This window comes from Nocardia sp. NPDC127579 (assembly GCF_042672005.1).
Lineage (GTDB): Bacteria > Actinomycetota > Actinomycetes > Mycobacteriales > Mycobacteriaceae > Nocardia.
Genome location: NZ_JBHXVZ010000007.1, coordinates 438,624 through 460,208 on the forward strand (window position 1 = coordinate 438,624; position 21,585 = coordinate 460,208).

The 21,585-nt window shown below is 68.5% G+C and carries 23 protein-coding genes; 12 read left to right on the forward strand and 11 right to left on the reverse strand.

What is annotated here, in order from left to right:
• Positions 1-23 precede the first annotated feature (23 nt).
• Positions 24-1,313 carry an adenylosuccinate synthase gene (locus ACFVMC_RS24910; RefSeq protein WP_379213979.1) on the reverse strand — a complete coding sequence of 430 codons (1,290 nt, stop codon included), beginning with the start codon at positions 1,311-1,313 and terminating at the stop codon, positions 24-26.
• 302 nt (positions 1,314-1,615) lie between these two features.
• On the opposite strand from ACFVMC_RS24910, the gene ACFVMC_RS24915 reads away from it, so the two are divergent.
• Both ACFVMC_RS24915 and ACFVMC_RS24920 read left to right on the forward strand, forming a co-directional pair.
• The gene (locus ACFVMC_RS24915) at positions 1,616-2,278 is read left to right on the forward strand and encodes a hypothetical protein (RefSeq protein ID WP_379213980.1); all 663 of its coding nucleotides are present in this window, start codon (positions 1,616-1,618) and stop codon (positions 2,276-2,278) included.
• Positions 2,275-3,054 carry a site-2 protease family protein gene (locus ACFVMC_RS24920; RefSeq protein WP_379213982.1) on the forward strand — a complete coding sequence of 260 codons (780 nt, stop codon included), beginning with the start codon at positions 2,275-2,277 and terminating at the stop codon, positions 3,052-3,054. Before ACFVMC_RS24915 ends, ACFVMC_RS24920 begins: the two co-directional genes overlap by 4 nt.
• Here ACFVMC_RS24920 and ACFVMC_RS24925 read toward each other — a convergent pair.
• The 3 genes from ACFVMC_RS24925 to ACFVMC_RS24935 all read right to left on the reverse strand — a co-directional run bounded on the left by ACFVMC_RS24925 (position 3,051) and on the right by ACFVMC_RS24935 (position 5,586).
• The gene (locus ACFVMC_RS24925; protein WP_379214096.1) at positions 3,051-4,178 is read right to left on the reverse strand and encodes an aromatic acid exporter family protein; all 1,128 of its coding nucleotides are present in this window, start codon (positions 4,176-4,178) and stop codon (positions 3,051-3,053) included. The two genes, ACFVMC_RS24920 and ACFVMC_RS24925, sit on opposite strands and share 4 nt — an antisense overlap.
• Before the next feature lie 56 nt (positions 4,179-4,234).
• Positions 4,235-4,693: a DUF3151 domain-containing protein gene (locus ACFVMC_RS24930; protein ID WP_379213984.1), complete on the reverse strand. Its 459-nt coding sequence runs from the start codon at positions 4,691-4,693 to the stop codon at positions 4,235-4,237.
• Positions 4,694-4,764: 71 nt separating this feature from the next.
• Positions 4,765-5,586 carry a hypothetical protein gene (locus tag ACFVMC_RS24935; RefSeq protein WP_379213986.1) on the reverse strand — a complete coding sequence of 274 codons (822 nt, stop codon included), beginning with the start codon at positions 5,584-5,586 and terminating at the stop codon, positions 4,765-4,767.
• Positions 5,587-6,250: 664 nt separating this feature from the next.
• Between ACFVMC_RS24935 and ACFVMC_RS24940 the strand changes: the two genes are divergently transcribed.
• Complete coding sequence (locus tag ACFVMC_RS24940) at positions 6,251-7,357, forward strand: hypothetical protein (protein ID WP_379213988.1); 1,107 nt, start codon at positions 6,251-6,253, stop codon at positions 7,355-7,357.
• Positions 7,358-7,471: 114 nt separating this feature from the next.
• The gene (locus ACFVMC_RS24945) at positions 7,472-8,527 is read left to right on the forward strand and encodes a fused (3R)-hydroxyacyl-ACP dehydratase subunits HadA/HadB (protein WP_379213990.1); all 1,056 of its coding nucleotides are present in this window, start codon (positions 7,472-7,474) and stop codon (positions 8,525-8,527) included.
• On the opposite strand, the gene ACFVMC_RS24950 is transcribed toward ACFVMC_RS24945, so the two are convergent.
• Positions 8,524-9,987: a DUF4185 domain-containing protein gene (locus tag ACFVMC_RS24950; RefSeq protein WP_379213992.1), complete on the reverse strand. Its 1,464-nt coding sequence runs from the start codon at positions 9,985-9,987 to the stop codon at positions 8,524-8,526. The genes ACFVMC_RS24945 and ACFVMC_RS24950 overlap by 4 nt on opposite strands.
• Positions 9,988-10,093: 106 nt before the next feature.
• Between ACFVMC_RS24950 and ACFVMC_RS24955 the strand changes: the two genes are divergently transcribed.
• On the forward strand, positions 10,094-10,366 hold the full coding sequence (locus ACFVMC_RS24955) for an excalibur calcium-binding domain-containing protein (protein WP_379213994.1): 273 nt from the start codon (positions 10,094-10,096) through the stop codon (positions 10,364-10,366).
• Here ACFVMC_RS24955 and ACFVMC_RS24960 read toward each other — a convergent pair.
• Both ACFVMC_RS24960 and fbaA read right to left on the reverse strand, forming a co-directional pair.
• A complete protein-coding gene (locus tag ACFVMC_RS24960; protein ID WP_379213996.1) occupies positions 10,363-11,481 on the reverse strand; it encodes a BTAD domain-containing putative transcriptional regulator in 1,119 nt (372 codons plus the stop codon). The genes ACFVMC_RS24955 and ACFVMC_RS24960 overlap by 4 nt on opposite strands.
• 58 nt (positions 11,482-11,539) lie before the next feature.
• A complete protein-coding gene (gene fbaA, locus ACFVMC_RS24965) occupies positions 11,540-12,574 on the reverse strand; it encodes a class II fructose-bisphosphate aldolase (RefSeq protein WP_379213998.1) in 1,035 nt (344 codons plus the stop codon).
• 218 nt (positions 12,575-12,792) lie between these two features.
• Between fbaA and ACFVMC_RS24970 the strand changes: the two genes are divergently transcribed.
• Entirely contained in the window at positions 12,793-13,515 is a 723-nt protein-coding gene (locus tag ACFVMC_RS24970) for a VTT domain-containing protein (protein WP_379214000.1), read from the forward strand.
• A gap of 46 nt (positions 13,516-13,561) precedes the next feature.
• Complete coding sequence (locus ACFVMC_RS24975; RefSeq protein ID WP_379214097.1) at positions 13,562-14,218, forward strand: DedA family protein; 657 nt, start codon at positions 13,562-13,564, stop codon at positions 14,216-14,218.
• Positions 14,219-14,222: 4 nt separating this feature from the next.
• Here ACFVMC_RS24975 and ACFVMC_RS24980 read toward each other — a convergent pair whose 3' ends face one another.
• From ACFVMC_RS24980 to ACFVMC_RS24990, 3 genes are read right to left on the reverse strand one after another with little or no spacing between them, the layout of a single operon-like run.
• Positions 14,223-15,383 carry a glycoside hydrolase family 76 protein gene (locus ACFVMC_RS24980; protein WP_379214002.1) on the reverse strand — a complete coding sequence of 387 codons (1,161 nt, stop codon included), beginning with the start codon at positions 15,381-15,383 and terminating at the stop codon, positions 14,223-14,225.
• Positions 15,384-15,436: 53 nt separating this feature from the next.
• On the reverse strand, positions 15,437-16,120 hold the full coding sequence (locus tag ACFVMC_RS24985) for a TrmH family RNA methyltransferase (RefSeq protein ID WP_379214004.1): 684 nt from the start codon (positions 16,118-16,120) through the stop codon (positions 15,437-15,439).
• A gap of 31 nt (positions 16,121-16,151) precedes the next feature.
• Positions 16,152-16,658 (reverse strand): DUF4190 domain-containing protein, encoded by a 507-nt coding sequence (locus tag ACFVMC_RS24990; RefSeq protein WP_379214006.1) that lies wholly within the window; start codon positions 16,656-16,658, stop codon positions 16,152-16,154.
• 157 nt (positions 16,659-16,815) lie between these two features.
• Between ACFVMC_RS24990 and ACFVMC_RS24995 the strand changes: the two genes are divergently transcribed.
• Positions 16,816-18,168 carry a sensor histidine kinase gene (locus tag ACFVMC_RS24995; RefSeq protein ID WP_379214008.1) on the forward strand — a complete coding sequence of 451 codons (1,353 nt, stop codon included), beginning with the start codon at positions 16,816-16,818 and terminating at the stop codon, positions 18,166-18,168.
• Positions 18,169-18,173: 5 nt separating this feature from the next.
• Entirely contained in the window at positions 18,174-18,815 is a 642-nt protein-coding gene (locus tag ACFVMC_RS25000) for a LuxR C-terminal-related transcriptional regulator (protein WP_379214099.1), read from the forward strand.
• Positions 18,816-18,834: 19 nt separating this feature from the next.
• Here the strand turns inward: ACFVMC_RS25000 and ACFVMC_RS25005 are convergent, their stop codons facing one another.
• Positions 18,835-19,467: a YbaB/EbfC family nucleoid-associated protein gene (locus tag ACFVMC_RS25005; RefSeq protein WP_379214009.1), complete on the reverse strand. Its 633-nt coding sequence runs from the start codon at positions 19,465-19,467 to the stop codon at positions 18,835-18,837.
• A gap of 295 nt (positions 19,468-19,762) precedes the next feature.
• Here ACFVMC_RS25005 and ACFVMC_RS25010 point away from each other — a divergent pair, with 295 nt between their 5' ends.
• Genes ACFVMC_RS25010 through ACFVMC_RS25020 form a run of 3 tightly spaced genes read left to right on the forward strand, consistent with a single transcriptional unit; the run spans position 19,763 to position 21,574 of the window.
• A complete protein-coding gene (locus ACFVMC_RS25010; RefSeq protein ID WP_379214011.1) occupies positions 19,763-20,368 on the forward strand; it encodes a hypothetical protein in 606 nt (201 codons plus the stop codon).
• Complete coding sequence (locus tag ACFVMC_RS25015) at positions 20,361-21,329, forward strand: hypothetical protein (RefSeq protein WP_379214013.1); 969 nt, start codon at positions 20,361-20,363, stop codon at positions 21,327-21,329. The genes ACFVMC_RS25010 and ACFVMC_RS25015 overlap by 8 nt, the downstream gene beginning before the upstream one ends.
• Positions 21,326-21,574: a hypothetical protein gene (locus tag ACFVMC_RS25020; protein ID WP_379214014.1), complete on the forward strand. Its 249-nt coding sequence runs from the start codon at positions 21,326-21,328 to the stop codon at positions 21,572-21,574. Before ACFVMC_RS25015 ends, ACFVMC_RS25020 begins: the two co-directional genes overlap by 4 nt.
• The last annotated feature ends 11 nt before the right edge of the window (positions 21,575-21,585 follow it).

Below are 21,585 nucleotides of genomic sequence, written 5' to 3' on the forward strand. Positions count from 1 at the left end.
CCCACTGCGGACTCCCGCGGCGCTCAGCCCAGGACGTCGTGCCGGACGATGGTCTGATCCCGGCCGGGCCCGACACCGATGCAGGAGATCCGCGCGCCCGAAAGTTCCTCCAGCCGAAGCACATACGCCTGCGCGCTGGCGGGCAGCTCCTCGAAGGTCTTGGCGCCGGAGATGTCCTCCCACCAACCGGGCAGCTCCTCGAAGATGGGCTTGGCGTGATGGAACTCGGTCTGGGTGGTCGGCATCTGCTCGACCCGCTTGCCGTCGATCTCGTAGGCCACGCAGATCGGCACCCGATCCAGACCCGAGAGCACGTCCAGCTTGGTCAGGAAGTAGTCGGTGATGCCGTTGACGCGGGTGGCGTAGCGCGCGATCACCGCGTCGAACCAGCCGCAGCGGCGGGCGCGGCCGGTGGTGACGCCGACCTCGCCGCCGTTCTTGGCCAGGAACTCACCGAACTGGTCGAACAGCTCGGTCGGGAACGGGCCGGAACCGACGCGGGTGGTGTAGCACTTGAGGATGCCGAGCACCGTGGTGATCTTGTTCGGGCCGACGCCGGAACCCACCGCCGCGCCGCCCGAGGTCGGGTTGGACGAGGTCACATACGGGTAGGTGCCGTGATCGACATCGAGCAGGGTGCCCTGCGACCCCTCCAGCAGCACGGTCTCGCCGCGCTCCAGAGCCTCGTTGAGCCGCAGCCGGGTATCGGAAATACGGTGCTTGAACCCCTCGGCCTGCGCCAGCACCTCGTCCACCACCTGCTGCGGCTCCAGCGCGCGGCGGTTGTAGATCTTGACCAGCACCTGGTTCTTGAATTCCAGTGCGGCCTCGACCTTCTGGGTGAGGATCTTCTCGTCCAGCACATCGGCGACCCGGACACCGACCCGGGCCACCTTGTCCTGATAGCAGGGGCCGATACCGCGGCCGGTGGTGCCGATCTTCTTGTTGCCGAGGAAGCGTTCGGTGACCTTATCGATGGCCACGTGATACGGCATGATCAGGTGCGCGTCGGCCGAGAGCAGCAGACCGGAGGTGTCGACGCCGCGATCCTCCAGGCCCGCGAGTTCGGCGAGCAGCACACCGGGATCCACCACGACTCCGTTGCCGATGACATTGGTGACGCCGGGGGTGAGAATGCCGGACGGGATCAGATGCAGCGCGAACTTGTCGCCATTGGGCAGCACGACGGTGTGACCGGCGTTGTTACCACCCTGGTAGCGGACCACCCACTGCAACCGGCCACCCAGTAGATCGGTGGCCTTGCCCTTGCCTTCGTCGCCCCACTGGGCGCCGATCAGGACGATCGCCGGCATCGTTGTCTCCTACGGTTCGAGGCGCAACACACAGGTGTTGCAGCTACCTGCCCGTCTGGAGGAGGTGGCCGGTAACTCATTTTAGCCGACCCCCGCCGCGGCCTGAGCTCAGCGCCCCGGAGGAGGCAGCGGAGCGCAACCACGGAGGGCGGAGCGAAGGCGGCAACAGCAAACACAGCTCCAGCCTGGTCGCAGGGCAGGACAAACCCCGATCGGCCGGTATGGTTGGGCGGAATGCGGCCACCGTCGTCCATCCGTCCGCCGGGTGTGTCGGCCCGGAACAAGGAGGGGTGTACGGCAGTTTGAGTACCCACGTTCTCCGCTGCGACGGCGCGCCGGTTCCGATCGCGCTCGCGGCACTGCCCACCACCACCACGGCCAGAATCCCGGACACCTCCGTCGTCGACGAACTGCTGCCGGTGCTCGCCGCCGACAGCCTGCCCCGGCTGATCGTGCTCGGCGAGGACGCGGCGCTGGCCGCCGTGCTCACCCATCTGATGCGCACCGAGCGGCTGCACGTCGAGATCGGCTACGTCCCGATCGACAAGACCTACGGTTCCCGCGCCTATCAGATCGGCACCGGCAACGCCGCGGCCAAACGCGCCATCGAGGGCCGCGCCACCGAGACGCCGCTGGTCCGCGACGACACCGGCACCGTGCTGATCGGCCGCGCGACCCTCACCGGTGTGGACGGCGCCAAGCTGGAAGGCGAGGCCTACGTCGACGACGAGCAGCTGTTCTCCGGCATCGTCACCGCCATGCAGGTCTCCCCCACCCTGCACATGCCGGGCGTCACCGCCACCGTCAAACGCGGCCGGTTCCGCAGACGGATCTGGTTGCAGGGCCGAGCCGCGCAGCTCGGCACCCCGGGGGCGGTGGTGACGCGGGACGGAATCCGCTCGGAGCGGACCGTGCCGCGTTCGACTTTCTATCGCCATCACGAGCCCTGGCTGCTGGTCCGATGACATATTCGTTCCCGCGCAAGCGAAGCCGAGCCGTCCGGCCGAGCCCGGTGTTCCTGGCGGTGGTCGCGGTGACCATCGCCGGCGGTGTGCTCGCCTGGCTGTCCGAACCCGACTCCAACCTGGCGAAACTGGGTGTCTTCGTGCTGGTCGTGGCGGGCTGGGTGGTCACGCTGTGCCTGCACGAGTTCGCGCACGCCTACACCGCCTGGCGAGCCGGTGACCAGGACGTCGAGATGCGCGGCTATCTCACCCTGAACCCGCTGAAGTACTCGCATCCGCTGCTGTCGATCGTGCTGCCCATGGTGTTCATCGCGCTCGGCGGCATCGGCCTGCCCGGCGGCGCGGTCTACGTGCACAGCCACAATTTCAGCCCGCGAATCCAGCGGCTGATCAGCTTCGCGGGCCCGGCGGTCAACCTGGTCTGCGGTGTTCTGCTGCTGGTGCTCATCCAGGTCTTCGCCGACCCCGTGGCGCATCCGGCGTTCTGGTACGGGCTCAGCTTCCTGGCGTTCCTCCAGATCACCGCGTTCGTGCTGAACATTCTGCCGATCCCGGGCCTGGACGGCTACGGGATCCTGGAACCGTCGCTGAGCTATCAGACCCGCCGCACCCTGGACCAGTTCAAGCCCTTCGGCATGCTGATCCTGTTCGCCCTGATCTTCACCCCGCAGCTCAATCGGGCGTTCTTCGACGTCGTCTACTGGCTGTTCGAACTGTCGGGCGTGCCCGCGGGGTGGAGCGGAGCAGGTTCCAGGCTCACCCGGTTCTGGACCTAGTCGGCAGGCGGCACATAGGGATTGGGGACCGTCGGCGGCAGCAGCGCCATCGCCGAGATCCGCCGCATGCCGCAGGCCTGCATGAGATCGACGACGATCGAACGAACCTGCGCGAACACCACATGGGCGGAAAGCCCGGCGCCGTCCACCATCTCGGGTTTCGCGGCCTTGGCAACAGCGCGCAGCACGCGGGCGGCCTCGGCCTGATCGGGCTGCTGGCCGGGGTCGGCGAGCACCATCTGGCGCACCACCTCGACCGCTTCCGCGAGCCTGCGCACCTCCTCGACCAGGCGGTTGTCCAAGATCTCGTCGTCGCGGACCAGCGTCAGGGAGCGGCGCAGCAGCACCCTGGTGTTGCGGATCGCGTTGTCGATCGGGTCGGCGGCGGCGCGGATGGTGTCCAGGCGAGCCCGGGAATTCCAATACAGCGGAGAGATCCGGCTGATCTCGCGGCCACCCTCCAGCGAGGAACGCAGACCGTCGATCTGCGACTGGGTGGCACGGGCCGCGTCCAGCGCCGACTGGATCTTGTCCTGATCCTGCTCCAGCAAACCGTCGGCGCATTCGGTGAGCGCGGCGCCCATCACCGCGAGCACCTCCGCGGCCTGCTCACGAGCCCGGCGCACCGGGTGCAGCGGGATCGCGGCCACGATCACCACCCCGACCAGACCGCCGACCAGAGCGTCGATCATGCGCGGGAAACCGGTGCCGGTCGAGGGCGGCATCAGGGTGGCGACCAGCACCGCCGAACCAGCGGCCTGCATGGCGATGATCGAGCCGCCGTCGACGAACACCGCGAGCGCCATCGCCACCGCGACCACCAGCGCGATCTGCCAGATACCGGTGCCCGCGCGGGAGATGAACAGATCACCGATGCCGATACCGACCGCGACCCCGACGACCAGTTCCACCGACCGGCGCAGCCGCGCACCGAACGAGACGCCGATCGAGACCACCGCGGCCGTCGGCGCGAAAAACGGCTGTTCGTGGCCGATCAGGTAGTGCGCGACCGACCAGGCCAGCGCCGCACCCAGCGCGCACTGCACGATCGGCAGCCAGGACAGCCGTAGTCGCGCCCAGGATTTGCGCAGCCGATCGGCGCTACCGGCCCGGGCCGTGCCGATCCGGGCAGCGGGATCCAGGGCGTCGACCCGGCGGCGAATCGCTTCGCGACCCGGCGTCAATTAAGACCGAGTTCCGTCGCTGCCCGGGGGTCGCAGTCCTCGAGCAGATCCAGGCAGCGCGCGTACTCCTCGGTCTCGCCGATCACCTGGGCCGCGCGGGCCAGGGCGCCGACACTGCGCAGGAAGCCGCGGTTGGGTTCGTGGCTCCACGGCACCGGGCCGAAACCCTTCCAGCCGTTGCGGCGCAACAGGTCCAGGCCGCGGTGGTAGCCGGTGCGGGCGAACGCGTAGGCGGCGACGATGTCGTGGTTCACGGAGGCGTCGGCGCCGTCGGCGCCGCCGCGGGTCAATGCCGCCTCGGCGAGATGCGCCCAGGCGATCGACGCCGCCGGATGGTCGGCCGCCACGTGGACCGGATCGGCCTTGTTGAGCAGCGCCTCCTCAGCTTCCAGGTTTTCCGGGAGGAGTACCGGCTGCGGTCCGAGCAAGTCACCGAAGGAGGTCATGCGGTTCATTCTGCATGCAGACGCGCGGCGCACACTAGGCTGGCCGTCGAGTTCCACATGTTCCGCCTGACCGAGGGGTATTAGGTGTCCGACCCGATCGACGAGAAGCAGCCGGCCGCCGGCCCGCAGGACGCGCCCGCCACGCGCCCCGACACCGCCGCGGAAACCGATGCCCCCACCGTCAAGCACCCGACCGCACCCCCCACGGTCGCCATGCCCGCGACTCCGCCACGCGACGACCGCCCCGAGGCCGTCAGCTCCCAGGCCCCCACGACCGAACTCGCCGCGAGCACACCGAAAACCAGCGAGTGGAAGACCGAAACACCCACCCCGGCCGACAAGCCCGGCTCCCCCACCGTCTCCCAGGCGAGTTCCGCCGCTGAGACGAGCGAGTGGAAGACCGAAAAGCCCACCCCTGCGGTATCCACGACCCCCTCGAACACACCTGCGGCCCCGACGGTCTCCACAACCGCCTCGAGCGCTTCCGCGGAGTCGGCAGCGAAGAGCACGCCGGTCGCCGCCGAGCCGACGGTGTCCACCGCCTCCGGAAGCACCGAGGCACCCACCACCAAACTCGCCACCGCCGCCCAGGCACCCCGGACCAGCGAGTGGAAGACCGAGGAGCCCGCCGACGCGACTGCCGCCACCGCCGCTGACACCCCACCCGCCCAAGGCACGACTGCCGCACCGGCCACTGGTGGGAACGCGACGGCTGCTGGCGATGCCCAGCCCGCCCAAAGCACGACAGCCGCACCGGCCCCCGGCGCGAGCGCCACGAACCCGCACGACGCCCAGGCCGTGCAGAACGCGACAGCCTCAGGCGCGGACGAAAGCGTCACGGCGGGTTCGGCCACGGTTACGGCGTCCAGCACTGCATCGGCCACCAGCTCGAGTGAATCCACCGCCCCCTCCGTTGGTTCGGGTACGCACCCCGCCCCATTGGGCTCGCTTCCCGGTGCCGCCGCTGCCACTGCGGCCGCCACCGCAACTTCGTCCAGCGCAACCGGCTCCGGCCAGGGCGGAACCGCTGAATCCGGCGCGGACGAGGCCGTATCGGTGGTTGCGGCGCAGGCGGCAAGCGGCGCTGCGGCCACCTCCACAACCGGGACCGCCGCCGCAACCGAATCCGCCAGTGGCGTGATCGATTCCGGTGTGGAGTCGGAAGCGGCGGACAGTGCCGGAGTTCCCGTCGCGTCGGACGCCACCACCAGCACAGCGGGAGCCGATAGTCGTTCGGCAATCGCTGATGTCGCGCGAACAGAAAGCAGTGCAACACAATCCGGCTCCGGCGCGGCCAGTGCGCACTCTGGCGCTGCGGCACCCCTGGGGGGCGCTGCCGACGCAGATGCGGACCGAACTGGCGGCAGCGCAGCACAATCCGCAGCAAGTTCGAGCGAAAACGCTGCGGCCGCTCCCCTCTCGCAAGAGGCGGCAAGGGAAACGGATCAGCCGGCGCCCGCCACGGTGCCGCTCGCGGCAGGCGAAGCCGGTGGTGGATCCGATGCGGGGTCCGCGACCGACGAGTCCGATGGGCAGCCGGCGGGTTCGGATGCGCAGACCGTGGTGATGCGGGTGCAGCCACGGCCCGCGGGCGGGGATGCGGGTGCGGACGACGCCGAGACCGTCGCCATGGGGGATGACGAACCCGCGGACGACATCGCGGCGGATGACGCGAAGACCGTGGCGATGAAGATCGTGCCGCCGGTCGATGACGCCCAGACCACCGTGCTGCCGATTCAGAAGGGGCCGGATCAGCAGGCGACCCAGAAGTTCCGGACCGACGGCGCGGCGAAACCGGCTGGTGCGGACCGGGTTCCGCCGCGTGCGGCGCCGATGAGCAAACTGCCCCAGACACCACGTCCCGCCTCCGGGCCGAAACAGCCCGGTAAGCAAGGACCCGCACCACAGCAACAACAGGGCAGGCAGGGACCCGCTCCGCACCAGCAGAGCAAGCAGGCTCCCCCGCCGCAACAACAGGGCAAGCAGGCCGCGCCGCAACAACAGTCGGCCGAGCAAGGTTTCACCGCGCAACAACCGGGCAAGCAGGGACCCACGCAGCAGCCGCGGCGAGTGCCGCAGGCGCAGTCTCCTGCCGACGTGCAGATGACGCTGCCGGTGCAGTCGGTGTTCCAGCCCGCGGGTCCGCAGCAGCCGCCGCAGCGTGCGCAGCACCAGCAGCCGATCGCGGCGCCGCAGCGGGTGGAGCCGGCCAGTCCGGCTCCGGCTCCGGCTCCGGCGAAGAACAAGCGGGTGCTGATCGGGGCCGGGGTGGCGGCGGCGGTGGTCGTCGCGCTGGTCGCGGGTGGCGCCGCGCTGGCGAATCAGGGCGACGATTCGCCGCAGGCGCAGGTGCGCAGTGCTATCGACGAGTACACGGGCGCACTCCAGGACGGTGACCTCGCGGCCCTGCGCGACAGCACCTGCGGTCCGCTGCACGACTACTACGCGCAGCTCGCGGAAGCCGATTTCGCGGGCGTGCACCGGCTTTCGGTGGAACGCAAGACCATTCCGATGATCGATGCGGTGGACGCCATCCAGATCACCGACCGCACCGCGCTCGCGCAGGCCATGGTCTACACCGCCGCGGATCCGTCGAAGAAGTCGGCGCGCACCTTCGATCTGGAGCAGACCGGCGAAGGCTGGAAGGTCTGTGACCGCCCGGCAGGCAGCTGACCGGCAACTCGTCTAGCGGGGTAAACACCCCGCCGGACGAGGCCCAGGTCACCCGTAGCCCACGTCACACTCACCTGGTCATCGGTCCGATCCGCCAGTAGCATGGCCGGGATCATGATGAGGGAAGACACGATGGCGCAGCCGGAAACCACCCCGGCGGCCCCGCGGACCCAGCTTGCCGGACGACGCTTTCAGGTCCGCGACCACTACGAGGTCGGCCGCGAGAAGGTACGCGAGTTCGCCCGCGCAGTGCAGAACCATCATGGCGCGCACCTGTACGAGCCCGATGCCCGCAAGCTCGGCCACGAGGGCCTGATCGCCCCGCCGACCTTCGCCGCCGTGCTCGGTATGGCCAGCACCAGAGCCCTGCTGGAGTCGGTGCTCACCGACTACGACCTGACCCAGGTGCTGCAAACCGACCAGGTCTTCGAGCTACGCCGGCCGATTCTGGCGGGTGACCGGATCCAGTCCGAGCTCCTGATCGATTCGGTCCGCCAGTTCGGCGACAACGACTTCATCCACGTCGATTTCGTGCTGCGCAATCAGCGCGGCGAGATCGCACAGATCGGTTCCAGCACCATCGTGGCCCGGCGCGGCGCGGAGGTGGACGCGAATCTGGTGGACGCGGTGGACAGCATCTTCATGCATGTGCGCCCATCGGATCTGGACGAGCACAGCCCGCTGCTGGAGCTACCGGCCGCGGATACCGAGCTATCGGATCCCGCGCCCGAACCCACCCTCGTGCACACCCTGCCCGATTTCGACAAGCTGACTGCCGGCAGCGCCCTGCCCGCCGGATCGGTCCAGCTGACCCGCGGCGATCTGGCCAATTACGCCGGCGTCTCGGGTGACCCGAACCCGATCCATTTCAGTGACCGCGCCGCCGAGTTGGTCGGCCTGCCGACCGTGGTCGCGCACGGCATGCTCACCATGGGCCTGGCCGCCGACTATCTGACCTCCTGGCTCGGCGATCCGACCGCGATCACCAAATTCAGCGTGCGGTTCTCCGGCTTCGTTCCGGTCGCCGCGGATGTCGCGACCACGGTGGATTTCACCGGCAAGATCAAGTCGCTGAATCCCGAAACCCGTACCGGCACCATCATGTTGAGCGGTATCTCCGACGGGCGCAAACTGTTCGGCCGCGCCCTGGCCGAGGTCCGCTTCGCCTAATCGCCCAGCGTGGCCCGCATCAGGTAGACGTTGTAATCGCTCCAGGTGGAGATGGTGAAGTAGAGGTCCCGACCGCTCGACCAGGGGTGGATGAATCCGCCGTAGAGCTCGGCGTGCTCGGCCACGGTGACCGTCGGCGTACCGCCCGACCACACCCCCTGCGGTGAATTCGCTTCTCGCACAACGATTGCCGCCTGCGCGGTATCCAGATAGCTCATCTGCCAGACCGCGCGTTCGGCGTCGTAGCGCACCGACAGTTCCCCGGCGGGCGCGTCCACGATCGGCGTGGCGCGCGCGAAACCGCCTACCGCACTCCAGTTTCCGTCGGTCCAGTACTGGTAGGCGCTGGTATTGAGCACCTGATCCCTGGGCACCCGAGCCAGGCCCACCGCGCCGAGCCGGGTATTCGGCGTACCGAACAGGTAGACATGCTCCCCGTGCGGAACCATCGCCGACACTTGGAAATTCGCGAGCCCGAAGATGTTGTCCCAGCGCGCGTACGGGTCCTTGGTCCAGGTCTGACCGTGGTCGTCGGAGTAGGCGATGCCGCCGTAGTTGGTGAAGAAGGTGCCGGGCAGGCTGTTCCAGGTGCGGATCGACATGTAGCTCATGTACTGCCGCTCGCCGAGCGCGAACCCCGAGGTGGGAATGGTGGTGATCTCGACATTGTCGAGTTTGCGGCTGGAGAGCACCTCCGCGGCGTGGCAGCGGTCGTCGGTGACCATGGCGTCGTAGGTGATGCCGTCGGACAGCTCGCGATCGGTGCTGAAGGCCAGCACATTGCTGCGCCAGTCCCCGCCCATCCCGCCCGGTGGATGGAAGCCGCGGCCGACGCTGTCGCCGAACGCGGTGATGATCTCACCCGGCGCGCTTTCCCACATGATGCCCAGATCGGTGCCCTCGACCTGCCAGCGCTTGTCGGTACGGTTGACCGACCGCGCCCCGGTCAGCTTGGCTACCTCCGCGACCTCGGTGATCCGCGGCGCGGACCGGGCGCCCGCCTGCGGCGCGGGCTCGGTCGGCGGATCGACCCGCGGCGGTGGCGGCGGCACCGGCCCCGGATCGGGGCCCGGCCCCGGCACACCGAAATGGAAAGGCTGCGGCCGCAACAGGAATTCCGGGATACCGAGCCGATTCGCCAGGCTCGGCGGCGGTTCCGGAGTGTCGGTGAGATCCGGGCACGGATTCACGCACGGGTCGAGCGGCAACTCCATGCGGGTGCGTACCGGCTCCGGCTCGATCCGTGGCGGCAGCACGGTCACCACCGGATACGGGATCGGTACCTCGAGGGTTTCCGGGACCAGGTCCTCGTGCACCGGCGCCGGATCGCTCGCGCATGGGCCGACACCCGGGATCACCCGCGCCGGTTCGGATTTCGGGGCCGCGACGGCCACCGGGTCGACTGCGCTGCACAGCACCGCGGCTCCGGCCGCGGCCAGCAGCTGCCTGGCCTTGGACACAGCGCACGACCCTACCGGCGGCCCGCCGGTTTCGGGCCGCGACTTTCCGATCGAGTCCTCAGCAGCGGAAATAGCGGTGTGCGGGCGGGCGGCGCACGATGGAGGTGTGAACGAGAACAGACACCGCGCGGCCACGGTCGCCGGCGCCGTATGCCTGATGGCCGGATTCGGGTTCGCCGCGGTCCCGGCCCAGGCAGGCGAACTACGCGATCAGGATCCGCGACCCAGCGCCGAGAACTCCCGGCCGAACGGCTACTACACCAATTGCGCCCAGGCCAAGCTCGACGGCGAGGTGCAGCCACGGCGCGGCGACCCGGGCTACTGGTCGTATCTGGACGGCGACGGCGACGGCATCGCCTGCGAATACGGCGACGACTAGGAGACCGCCTGGAACACCAGCACGGTCGCGCCGATCCGGATGACGTCACCGTCGGCGAGCAGTGCGCCGTTCTCGATCGCCTCCTCGTTGACGTAGACGCCGTTGGCCGAACCCAGATCCTTGATCAGCAGACCGGCCCGGCTCGGCATGATGTGCGCGTGATACCGGCTGGCCTTGGGGTCGTCGAGGATCAGGTCGTTATCGGTCATCCGGCCGATTCGCAGCCCGGCCGGTGAGATCACCTGGGCTCGGCCGTCGGGCAGGCGCAGCTGCCCGTTGCGGACCGTGTGCGGCATCTCGGTGACTGTCTCGGTCATGTATTTGTGCAGGTCTTCGGTGCGGCGGAACTCGCCGGTGCTCAACGGTTCCTGGCGCAGCACCCGCTGTTCGAGTTCGACCAGCGCCGGACCCGGATCGATGCCGAGTTCCTCGGCGAGCACCTCGCGGACTCGCCGGGCGGCCGCCAGCGCGTCGGCCTGGCGGCCGGACAGGTACAGCGCGGTGATCAGCTGCCCCCACAGCGGTTCCCGCAGCGGATGCTCGCCGGTCATCGAGCGCAGTTCACCGATCACCGAAGAGTGTCGGCCGCAGGCGATCTCGGCGTCGATCCGCGCCGCGGCGGCGACCAGGCGCTCCTCCTCCATGGCGGTGGCGAAACCGTCGGCGAAACCCAGACCGGCCAGGTCGGCGAGCGCGCGACCGCTCCATTCCTGCAGTGCGGCGCCGTAGTACCGGGACGCGCCCTCGTGATCGCCGACCCCGGCCACCTTGGTCGCGGCCTCACGGGCCGCTTCGAAACGGCCGATATCGCAGGCTTCCTCGGCGATCTCGAGCCGGTAGCCGGCCGACTCGGTGCGCAGTACCTGCGCGGGGTCCACGCCGGAATTGCGCAGCGCCTTACGGATATTCGAGACGAACACCTGGAGGCTGGCGGCATAGGAATCCGGTGGATCCTCGTTCCAGACCATATCGGCCAGCACCGCCGAGGACACCGCGCGCCGCCGATTGACGGTCAGCGCCGCCAGCAACGCGCGCGGCTTGGGCCCGCCGACCGCCACCGGTACACCACCGACGAACAACCGGACGGGCCCGAGCACGCGCACATCCACACTCATGAACTTCCTAAAGCTCCCTTGCCCGGCGGCAAAACCCGTGCCCCCGAGGGCAAAAGGGTCAGGCGCTGATCGAACGTCCCGCAGACTTCAGATCATTGCACGCCTCTACGACACGTGCCGCCATCGCCGCCTCGGCCTTCTTCAGGTAGCTGCGCGGATCGTAGACCTTCTTGTTGCCGACCTCGCCGTCGATCTTGAGCACACCATCGTAGTTGCCGAACATGTGACCGGCGACGGGGCGGGTGAACGCGTACTGGGTGTCGGTGTCGACGTTCATCTTCACCACGCCGTAGCGCAGCGAATCCTCGATCTCGGACTTCAGCGAGCCCGAACCGCCGTGGAAGACGAAGTCGAACGGCTGCGCGTCGGCGCCCAGCCCCAGCTTGGCGGCGGCCACGCGCTGGCCCTCGGCGAGCACCTCCGGGCGCAGCTTCACATTGCCCGGCTTGTAGACGCCGTGCACATTGCCGAAGGTGGCGGCCAGCAGGTATTTGCCGTTCTCGCCCGCGCCCAGCGCCGCGATGGTCTTCTCGAAGTCCTCCGGCGAGGTGTAGAGCTTGTCGTTGATCTCGGCTTCGACACCGTCCTCTTCGCCGCCGACGACGCCGATCTCGACCTCGAGGATGATGTTCGCCGCGGCGGTCGCCTTCAGCAGCTCCTTGGCGATCTCCAGGTTCTCGTCGATCGGGATCGCCGAGCCGTCCCACATGTGCGACTGGAACAGCGGGTGCTGTCCCGCGTTCACCCGCTCCTGGGAGATGGCGATCAGCGGGCGCACGAAGCCGTCCAGCTTGTCCTTGGGGCAGTGATCGGTGTGCAGCGCGATCGTCACGTCGTACCTGGCCGCCACCACATGCGCGAACTCGGCCAGTGCCACCGCGCCGGTGACCATGTCCTTCACGCCCAGACCGGAACCGAATTCGGCGCCGCCGGTGGAGAACTGGATGATGCCGTCGCTACCCGCGTCGGCGAAACCCTTGATGGCCGCGTTGATGGTTTCCGAGGAGGTGACATTGATGGCCGGGAAGGCGAAGGAGTTCGCTTTGGCCCGACCGAGCATCTCGGCGTAGACCTCCGGAGTCGCGATGGGCACAGTGAACCTCCGTGTTGTGCGGCAAAAGACAATTCTGTCAGGCATACCCTAGGCGAGCGGCGTTTCGGCCGGTACCCGGGTTGTTGACCGATCGGTAGTTTCGAGCTCGACACGGGCGTTTCCGGTCACACCCGGTACTGTGGGCGACGTACTCGGGCTGGCGGCCCTAGCTTGACGCTCTGTGACGCGCGCCAGCCTGTCCCCGGACAGGAGGCCGCGTGAATCTGCTGGCAGCGACCGATCTACTGGCCGCCGACCAATCGGTATGGAGCAACATCCTCGATCCGCTGACGTTGCTCACCAAGACGTCGCTGGCGAACTGGGTGCTGCCCACGATCCTGGTCATCGTCTTCATCGAGACCGGTCTGCTGTTCCCGATCCTGCCCGGCGATTCCCTGCTGTTCACCGGCGGCATGCTGGCCGCGCAGACCCCGCCGTCGGTGTCGATCTGGGTGCTGCTGCCCGCGGTGGTCGTGGTCGCCTTCGTCGGCGACCAGACCGGTTACTGGATCGGCCGCGCCATCGGCCCGAAGATCTTCCACAAGGAAGACACCCGCTTCTTCAAGAAGCGCTACATCACCGAAACCCATGAGTTCTTCGAGAAGCACGGGCCCAAGACCATCATCCTGGCCCGGTTCGTTCCGATCGTGCGCACCTTCATGCCGGTACTGGCGGGCGTCTCGGAGATGTCCTACCGCAAGTTCGTCGCCTTCGACATCGTGGGCGCGGTCCTGTGGGGCGGCGGCGTCACCATCATCGGCTACTTCCTCGGCAATGTGTCCTTCGTGCGTGAGCACATCGAGGCCATCTTCCTGCTGATCGTGTTCGTCTCGATCCTGCCCGGCATCATGGCCGTGGCGAAGAAGGTGCTCAACCGCGGCAAGACCCCGGCCGAGCAAGCGCCCGAGGCCGCGCTCACCTCTAACGAGTCGAGCCGCTGACCCGGTGGCTACGGCGCCAACTCTGCTGACGGCCCAGCCCCTGGCGGTGGGTTCCTTCGATCCGCTGCTGTCCGCCGGACCCACCCTGGTCTGGACCGTGGTGCTGACGTTCGTATTCCTGGAATGCGCACTGATCGTCGGGCTGTTCCTGCCCGGTGATTCGATGCTCGTCACCGCGGGCATCGTGATGGCCGCACACGCCTCCGGCGAGACCCACGTGTGGGCGCTGTCGGTGGGCGCGATGGTGGCCGCGATCGCCGGCAACCAGGTCGGCTACGTGATCGGCCAGCGCACCGGCCATCACCTGGTGGCCCGCAAGAACGGCCGATACATCAACACCCGGAATCTGGCCCGGGTCTCGGAGCTGTTGCAGCGCCACGGTTTTCTCGCGGTGCTGGTGGCGCGCTGGATTCCGTGGGTGCGCACGCTGTGCCCGATGGTCGCGGGCGCGGCCGGCATGGAACACCGCAAATACACCGTGGCCAGCACCATCGGCGCGATCATCTGGGCGCCGGTCCTGCTGCTGATCGGCTACTACGCGGGCGGCTTCATCCAGCAGGTGCCGTGGCTGATGCCGATGGTGATCGGCACGCTGATCGTCGGGCTGTTCGTGGGCACCGTGCTCGGCATCCGGCACTACCGGCAGGAAATGGCCAAACCGGCCGAGGACTTCGACGTGGAAACCGCTCCGGCGGAACGCTGATCCGCTACAGCCTCGCCGCGCTGACCTGGTAGGCCGCCTCCATCAGCAGCCAGCCCGAGAGCTGCACCGACAGGTCGCGCTCGGGCACCTGCGAGGCGGTCACCGAACCACCCGAGGTGAAGAACCCGGCGCCGGCGCTGCTGCCCGGAACCCGGGCGGGTTTGGCCCAGTCGGCGCCGAACAGCGGCTCGCCCTCGACCTCGAGCCGATTCGACCAGGCCGCCGCCGCCGACTTGCGCACGATCGAGGCCGCGAGTCTGCGGTCCTCGACCTGCTCCGGCTCGTCACCGGGCAGCATGAGCGCCAGCAGCGCCAGATACCTGGCCAGGATCCCGTTGAACAGGCCGCCGTCGCCGCCACCACCGCCGTGGATGACACCGCCGGTGGTCAGCCGCGCGTCGACCGCGTGCAGCAGCCGGTGCGCGCGCTCCCCGTGCCGCGGATCGCCGGTGTGCACCGCGAGCTCGGCTTCCAGGCCGAGCACCACACCCTGGCAGTAGGTGTAGATCGCGCTGTCGATGTCGCCCCCGGGCAGATGCACGCCGTCCAGGATCAGATCGGTGGCCGGATCACGCAGATTCGTGTCCAGCCAATCGGAGATCTCCTGCGCGCGGGTGTAGCGGCCGAGCCGGGCCAGCGCGATCCCGGCCGGACCGTTGGCGGGCGCGTTGTAGAAATCGGAGCCGACCCGCCACGGAACACCGCCGCCCGCGGCCGGATTCCACGCTTGGAAGAGCTGCTTCTCCAGCGCGACCAGACCACCGCGCGCCTCGGTGATGCCCTGGGTGCGTTCGGCGCGCTCCACCGCGATGGCCAACCAGGCCATATCGTCGTAATACCGATTGGTCCAGCCGGTGAGGTTGCGGATCCGGTGCGAGCGCACCAGCTCGCCCAGGCGTTTGCGGCGGGTGATGGTCGGCACCCGGTTGGCGGCGTCGACCGCGCAGTCGATCAGATGCGCCTGCCACCAGTAATGCCAGGTCACGAAGGCGCGTTCGCGCGCGGTGGCGGGCCAGCCGACCACGCCGAGCTCGGTGCCGGGCAATGCCCAGAGCGCGCGCAGATGCCGGGAGACGATCGCGGACTCCGCCATATCGGCCCGCTGCGACCATAATTCGGGCGTCGAGGGGGCGTCGTGCCCGGTGTTCGGGCTGCGCGAGGTCATGGTCCCCATGGTGCCAGCTGGCCGGTGCGTTATGTGGCCGATTTGTTACCCGGCTACCAGGAGGTGGACAGGTCGGCGTGCTGCCGCACCCAGGCGTGCATGGCGATCCCCGCCGCGACGCCCGCGTTGATGCTGCGGGTGGAACCGAACTGCGCGATCGAAACCGTCAGCGCCGCGGCATCTTTGGCATGCTCGGTGACTCCCGGGCCCTCCTGTCCGAACAGCAGCAGGCACGCGCGCGGCAGTTCGGCGGTTTCCAGCGGCACCGCGCCCGGCACATTGTCGACCGCGACCACGGTGAGCCCGTGCCGGGTCGCGTAGTCGAGCAGTTCGGTGATGTCGGAGTGGTGTTCGAGATGCTGGTAACGGTCGGTCACCATGGCGCCGCGGCGATTCCAGCGGCGGCGGCCGACGATGTGCACCGCCGCCGCCGCGAAGGCGTTCGCGGTGCGCACGACGGTGCCGATATTGGCGTCGTGTCCGAAGTTCTCGATGGCGACGTGGAACGGATGCCGCCGCCGGTCGATGTCGGCGACGATGGCCTCGCGGGTCCAATAGCGGTACGCGTCCACCACATTGCGGCGGTCACCGTGCGCGAGCAGCTCCGGGTCCAGGCGCGAGTCGGCCGGAGGCGGGGTGCCGAATTCGTCGGACCACGGCCCGACACCGTGTGGATGCTCGCCCCATTCGGTGGGTCCGGGTACGGGCTCGGCGGTGTCGGGCTGCGGGTGAGTCACTCCGACGATGCTAATTCCAGCGCGACGGCCGTCAGTACGTGCTGGCGCTGAACGCGCCCATGGCGACCAGGAGAATCACCAGCAGCACGCTCAGCGCGATCAGCGCGGTGCCGATGATGCCGAGGATGAAGCCCGCCTGCACCTTCCCGCGGCCGCCGAGAGCGCCGCCGGAGGCATCGATCTCGTCGAGCGTCTTCTTGCCCATGAACCAGGCGAACGGCGCGCACAGACTGCACAGGGTGACGCCCAGGATGCCCAGGATCAGCACCATCGTGGACTGCGGATGTTCCTGCGGACCGTACGGGCTGCCGTACGGCGCGCCGTAAGGCTGCTGCGGATACGGCTGCTGGCCGTACGGCTGCTGGCCGTAGGGCTGCTGCGGTTGCTGGGCATACGGGTCGGACTGCTGACCGTAAGGCTGCTGGGGCTGCTGGGCATACGGATCGGACTGCTGACCATACGGCTGCTGGCCGTACGGCTGTTGCCCATAGGGCTGATCCGGCTGGCCGGACTTGTCCATCGACGGCGGAAAACTCATGTGGAGGATGCTAGCTGTGAGCGTTCCACTTCGGGGCCTCCCCGGGAATCATGCATCCACCTCGTAATCCAACGGTCATAGGGTGTAGCTGGCACCACCTCGATTTCGGCGGTCAGCTCCCTCGTTCGCCGCCGCCGCGCCGACCAGCATGGAATCCATGACCGACACACAGGCCGATCCCACTCTCGTGCTCGACCCGCCTCCGACCGGGTCGCCGGCATGGCACACCGTGCTGCGTGCCCCCTTCCAGGCGCGGGTGTGGAAGGAGTTCGGCTACCTCCTGGTGGCGCTCGCGCTCGGGATGATCGGCGTCGTCTACGTCTTCTTCGCCATCGGCGCCGGGCTCTATGCCTCGATCACGATCATCGGCATCCCGCTGCTCGCCCTCGGCCTGCTGGGCCACCGGATCTTCGGCCGGGTGTATCGGGCGCTGGGGCGGACACTGCTGGATACCGCGGCAGAGCCGCCGCCTGCGTTCGTCCGCCGGCCCGGCCTGCTCGGATTCCTCAAGAGCGCGTTCACCGACCGGCCGAGCTGGCGGGCGCTGCTGTTCGTGCTGATCCAGGTCCCGCTGGGCATCGTCGGCGGCTATCTCGCCGCGATCGTCGTGGCCATGACGGTGTTCACGGCGATCTCCCCGGTCTTCTGGGCCGCGTTCCAGCCGATGAATGTCGACGAGCACGGTGTCGAACACCACTCGCTGATGCAGTTCGGGTCCTTCTACGTCGACACCTGGCCCCGGGTGCTCGGGGTAGCGGCGATCGGCGCGCTGCTGTGCTTCGCGCTGCCGTGGCTGATCCGCGGCATCACCGGGCTGCATCGCCTGCTCATCATCGCCCTGCTGGCGGCCACGGCCCGGGACAAGCAGCTCGCCGAACTTCGTGCGAGCCGCCGCGCGGCCGTGGACGACGCCGCCGCGACCCTGCGCCGGGTGGAGCGGGACCTGCACGACGGCACCCAGGCCCGGCTGGTCACCATCGCCATGGCGCTGGGCCGGGCCGAGGAGCGCCTGGTCGCGGGCGGCGATGCCCGCGATCTGATCGCCGACGCGCACGCGTCGTCCAAGGAGGCGCTCACCGAACTTCGTGAGCTGGTGCGCGGAATCCATCCGCCCGCACTGGAATTGGGCCTGGCGCCGGCGCTGGAGACGCTGACCTCGCGCTGCGCGGTGCCGGTCGATCTGCGGGTGACGCTGCCGCGGCGGCCCAGCCCGGCGATCGAGGCCATCGCCTACTTCTCGGTCGCCGAACTGCTCACCAATGTGGTCAAACACGCGCACGCCGACCGGGTGTGGGTCGCGGTCACCGCGCATGATCGCCGAAGGATCGCAATCACGGTGCGCGACAACGGGATCGGCGGCGTCCTGGCGCCGGGAGCAGCGGAATCCGGCGGCAGCGGACTGTCCGGGCTGGCGGCGCGGGCCCGGGCCGTCGACGGCACCCTGACCGTGGACAGCCCGACCGGAGGTCCCACCGTCGTGACTCTGCTCCTGCCGGAGGTAGGCCCGTGACCGGTTTGCGCATCGTCATCGCCGAGGACAGCGCCATCCTGCGGGACGGCCTGGCCGGCCTGCTCACCGAACGCGGCCACCAGTTGGTGGCCATGGTCGGCGACGCGAGCACCCTGAGCGAGGTTGTCGGGCAGCACAATCCGGATGTCGCCGTGGTCGACGTGCGCATGCCGCCGACGTTCACCGACGAGGGCCTGCTCGCCGCCATCGAACTGCGCCGCGCGTATCCGATGACCGGCGTGCTGGTGTTCTCGCAGTGGATCGAGACCCGCTATGCCACCGAACTATTGGCCGGCGGCGCCAGCGGCGTCGGCTACCTGCTCAAGGACCGGGTCGCCGACGTGCGTGAGTTCGTCGATGCCCTGCAGCGGGTCGCCACCGGCGGCACCGCCCTGGACCCGGAGGTGGTGAGCCAGCTGATGGGCGCCTCCCGCCAACAGGATTCGCTGGCCCGGCTCAGCCCGCGCGAACGCGAGGTGCTCGAACTGATGGCCCAGGGCCTGTCCAACCACGCGATCGCCACCGCGCTCACCGTCACCGAACGCGCGGTGGAAAAACACATCGGCAACATCTTCCTGAAACTCGATCTGCCGGTGTCGGATACGCATCATCGGCGGGTCCTCGCCGTGCTGCGACTCAGAGGGTAAGAGGATCGCCCGGACGCAACTAGTCGTCCCAGAGACCGTCGTGCGGCAGGTAGTAGTCGTAGAGCGGAGACACTCGGGGATCGCGCCACGCGGCATCGAACCAGTCGTCGCCGGCTGGACGCGCGACCGCACCGTGGCCGTGACTTCTGGCCGCAACGTCGGTGTGCATTCGTCGGCGCGGTGACAGTCGATCGTCGTAGACGGCGGCGTAGGGATTGTGATCGCCGGGCTCGATCGGGGCGTAGACGCCGGGGTCATCGGATGCCTGGTACGGCCGAAGATACGGCCACAGCGGATCCTCCGCGGGACGCGGCAGCTCCTGCGCCACGGGCGCCGTGGGTACCGCCATGGACTGCTGGACCGGCACTTCGACCGGTGCGGCGTCACGCGCGGCGGCCTCGAGGTATTCGACCTCGCGGTGCATGAGCGCGGTGGCCTCGGCGAACGCGGAACGGTAGGTATCGACGATGGCCTCCGCCAACTGCCGCTGATCCAGTTCCCGGCCGAATTCGTCGAGTGTGATCGCATGCAGGAAGCCGTCGGCGCCGACCTCGACCGTGACCGCCCCGTCGACGGTCGACGCCGTCGCGCGAATACGCGTCAGCGCTTCTTGCATCTGCTGGATGGTGGCCTGAGACTGTTCGATGTCCACGCCGATCCCTTCCTGATTCGATCACCGCAGCCGCGGAAGCCGGTCGAATGTGATTGGCTTTCATAGACTTCGACGGCGCCCGGCGACAATCGGTTCCCGCTCCGCGATGTGTCCTGGATCACAGTGGACGGTGCGTCCGGCGTTCGGGAGACGAATTGCGCGGTGGATGGAACGGTTTCCGGCCCGCGAACGTCAAACCTAGTGACACAACAGATCTGATCCGGGGAGACCGCATGACACTCATCGATCCCGCGCACCCCGCGCGGCGAGCGATCACACGCGACGGAGTCCGGTGATGCGCACGCTGAGCGGCCAAGGCGGCAGCGATATCGATCAGGTCCTGGCGCAGGGAATGAGCAAACTGGAGTCCTTCGGCCGGTTGATGACCTTGTATCAGGAATGGGCCGGCGACTATCCGAACGCGACCAGCCCGGATTCCCTGATCGATGAATACCTCCAGCAGGAAGGGATGAGCGTAGCGGGGCTGCGCGCCTACGCGAGCACGCTGAGCAGCGAGCTGACCTCCACCCTGACCGACCAGGCGACCGACCAGCAAGCCAAACTCGCACAGCTGCAAACCCTCTGGACCAACTCGGCGGCCGCGACCGCCGCGACCTACGCGCAGTCGCAGGCGAGCACCGGGATATCCACGGGGACCACGTCGCTGGCGACCACATCGACGACGGTCGGCGCCGCCGCCGACACGCTCGAACAGATCGTCACGGCCAAGGTCACGACCATCCAGCAGTATCTGACCGATTCCGTGGCAGGCAAATCCGCTGATCAGATCAGTCAGCTCATCGGGTACGCCAAGAACGGATTCGGCGGAGCCAGCACCGAGGAGGCGGGCAACATGCTTCGTGCGATTCTTCCCGAATACCCGGGCGGTAGCGATGTCTGATCCGCAGCAGTACGCGAAACAGTGGCTCGATTCGGTATTCAAGCCGGATGTCGAGAGCAAGGTCCAGGCGATCGCGAGTCTCAACTCCGAAACCCACCTCGCGGTCGACGGATCTTTGCAGACCGTCGCGGCGCAGATGAACTCGCTGGAGAACGTCGCCGCGCCCTCGCCGGGCTACACACCCTCGCCGGGCACCGTGCCCGTCCAAGGCAATCCGATTTCCGCGGCCAACCCACCCTCTCCCGACTACACGGGCGCCGCCAACCCACCCTCCCCCGACCTCACCGCCGCCAACCCACCCTCCCCCGACCTCACCACCGCCTACCCGCCCTCGACGGACCTGACCAGTGCACCCTCCTCGGATATGGGCAAGGCAGGCGAGTGGCGGCCCGGCGATATCGCCAATGTCATCACCGCGGCCAGCAAGATCACCGGCAGTCTGCCCGACCTGATCAAGGCGGTGGGCTCGCTGGACGACGACCTCGACGACATCCTCAAAGCCGGTGGCGAGGCGGTGAAGTCGGGCGGTGAAGGCATTTCGAAGATCATCGATTCGGTGGACAAGCTGATCGATCCGGCGGGCAGCGACACCGCGGAACCCCCGTCGTCGCCGGGCACTACGGAACCGCCGCCTTCGCCCGGCACGACGGAACCGCCGTCCGCCCCGGGCACTACGGAACCGCCGTCCGCGCCCGGCACGACCGAGCCACCGTCCGCGCCCGGCACCACAGAACCGCCTTCCGCACCCTCGACGGTCAACCCGCCGTCGCCCACCACGGTCCCCGCGGCACACATCCCGACCACCGAGGTTCCGACCAACACCGCGTCACCTGCACCGAATTCGCTGATGGGCTTGCCGCCGATCGGTATGCGGGCCGGTGACCGTGACCGTGAATCGGATGGCAGTCAGGTGCCGAGTCCGAGTCCGTTCACCACCGACACCCCTGAAGAGCGGCCATGAATCCGGTACTGCGGCTGGAACACATTGCCAACCAGCATGATTCGTCGGTCCGGCGGATCCAGGCCCGGCTGGAGCGCGCCGACCTGCGCGCGCAGCAGGCCGCTCAGGAACTCGCGGCACGTGCTCGTGCGGAGCGCAAGCGCCGCGCGGCGGCGCGGCCGGCGGCGGGTGCGCCGAAACCCGCTGAGCTCATGCAACATCCGGACCTGCTCATCTGGGCGCTGCGGTCCAAGCCCACGAAGTAACCACACCAGCG